The following is a 1,370-nucleotide window of genomic DNA, read 5'->3' as shown; positions in this document are numbered from 1 at the left end:
GCACAATGACAAACAATAAAAGTATTTTTATCACGGGTATTTCCCGTCGACTCGGCCTTGCGCTCGCGCATCATTTCTTGGATACGGGGTGGGAAGTTATCGGTACCTATCGTTCAGAACGTAAGGAACTTGATGCTCTTTGGGACAAAGGCGCGACGCTTTATCAGTGTGATTTTCAGGACATGGATGAAGTGCAGGATCTAATCTCAACGGTGAGAACAAAGCACCTGCAGCTGCGCGCCCTCGTCCACAATGCCTCCGATTGGATGGCCGAGGGTAAGGGCTACCCCAACGCAGAAGTGTTTGACCGAATGATGAATGTGCACGCCAAGGCCCCTTATTTGATGAACATGGGCTTGAAAGACACGCTAGTGGGTAGCGAAGGCGAGCTAGCCGACATCATCCACATTACAGATTATGTCGCAGCACGAGGTAGTAAAAAGCACTTTGCCTACGCCGCAAGCAAGGCCGCTCTCGAAAACCTAACGCTTTCGTTTGCCGCCGCCTGCGCGCCAGAGGTGAAGGTGAATGCGGTTGCACCTGCCCTACTCAAGTTCAATGAAGACGATGACGAGGCCTACAAGAAAAAAGCCGTACAGAAAGCGGTTTTACCATGGGAGGGCTCGTTCGAAGCCGCGATCGAAGCCGTAGAATATTTGTTAGCCAGCCGATATATCACTGGCCGCACAATCCATTTGGACGGCGGCCGTCATCTCAAATAGCCGCAGCGACTAGGTCGAGCTGGGGTCTAACAAGTCTTTGAAAGGCTGAAAATCGCTCAGTAGCGCGAGAGCGGGGTCTTCCGACATCGCTTCGCGATAGCTTTCTTGCTTGGTTAGGGCTCTTTGTAGGTAGCGAACCGCTTCCTCTTTATGATCCATGGCAGCGTAAGCACACCCAAGTTGATAAAAAGCATGCCCATTCTCGGCGTCTAGCTTTAAGGCTTGGTGACACAGATTCGCGGCCCACTGCGGCTCACCTAACTCAAGTACGGCGTCTGCTTTGTACGTAAGCGCCTCACAATCGTCGGGCTTGAGCTTCAAAATCTCATCGTAAATCTCTATCTGGTTCGAGATATTCGGGTCTTGCCCTGCACGCAACCAAAGCGATTGAACACCTTGTGTTAGTTCTATTTCTTCTCTGTTTTCTTCGATCACCTGAGACTTCTGATGAAGTTGCTTCTCGATCATATCAAGCCGCGATTCATATTCATTAATGAGCTTGGAGATTTCTTCGTCCGCGAGGCTATGAACACGGTCTTTCACTTCACGTAACGAGTTCCAACCAACAATAAGCAAGATGGTACTGGCTCCTGCAATTAAGTAGAAAAAATACGTCACGGTGTCCGTTGCATACGCCACGGCTCTGTC

At 50.2% G+C, this 1,370-nt stretch carries 2 protein-coding genes; one reads left to right on the top strand and one right to left on the bottom strand.

What is annotated here, in order from left to right; all coding sequences use genetic code 11:
• Window positions 1–722: dihydromonapterin reductase (gene folM / locus A3750_RS17915; protein WP_231871868.1), on the top strand; the 722-nt coding region annotated here is incomplete at its 5' end.
• 9 nt (window positions 723–731) lie between these two features.
• Here folM and A3750_RS26335 read toward each other — a convergent pair.
• Window positions 732–1,370: hypothetical protein (locus tag A3750_RS26335; RefSeq protein ID WP_068548542.1), on the bottom strand; the 639-nt coding region annotated here is incomplete at its 5' end.

The sequence above is a fragment of the Oleiphilus sp. HI0079 genome, from assembly GCF_001635105.1.
This window is presented reverse-complemented; position numbering and strand designations above follow the sequence as displayed.